General features: G+C 65.5%; 1 protein-coding gene. It reads right to left on the bottom strand.

Annotated features, from left to right (window positions below; all coding sequences use genetic code 11):
* Window positions 1-150: 150 nt before the first annotated feature.
* A partial coding sequence (locus tag ACFE77_RS15780; RefSeq protein WP_375422602.1) for a response regulator occupies window positions 151-678 on the bottom strand: 528 nt, incomplete at its 5' end.

Here is a 678-nt window from a genome sequence, read left to right as displayed (position 1 = left end):
CTTTGAGCGCGTCTGCGCCATTGGTAAGCAGCCCGAAGGCATGCCCCGCCGCGATCAACGCGTCGCCGGCGATTTCCCCGACGATCTCGTCGTCTTCCGCCATGATGATGCGCGCCATCTCAAATCCTTAATATGTCGTGGGAACCATGCTCACGCAGCATCGCGGATCGCCTGCACGGCCGCGGGAATACGCGCCGCGCGATGCTCTTCACTCCACGCGTCGATACCGTCTTCGAGGCAGAGCGCCCGATCGCCGAGCGTGGCCTCCTGGAACATCCCGGCGGTGCCGGCCAGCTTGTGGAGCAAGCCGGATACCTCCGCTAGTTCGGCATCGGAGAACAGCCCGCGCCGCACAAGCGCGTCGAGCGCCTCCAGCGTCTCCTGCTTACGAATCTGATAGCGGTCACGCACATTGGCGCTAATTCGCAAGGCAACCGGAGCGGGCTGAGTAGCCGGGATCGGTTTGGGCCTCGCCCATTTGCGCAGCGCGGCATCGAGACCAGCCAGCATTACCGGCTTGGCGAGATGATCCTGCATCCCGGCCGACAAGCACGCTGCAATGTCGTCGGCGTAGGCATTTGCCGTTAGCGCTACGATGGGCAACTCGGCTGGCCCCATGCCTTGCGCGCGCAGCCGCCGCGTCGCCTCCGGCCCGTCGACGCCCGGCATGCGCACGTC

Source organism: uncultured Sphingomonas sp. (assembly GCF_964243315.1).
GTDB lineage: Bacteria > Pseudomonadota > Alphaproteobacteria > Sphingomonadales > Sphingomonadaceae > Sphingomonas.
The sequence above is the reverse complement of the archived record's forward strand: the minus strand, read 5'-3'. Positions and strand labels throughout refer to the sequence as shown.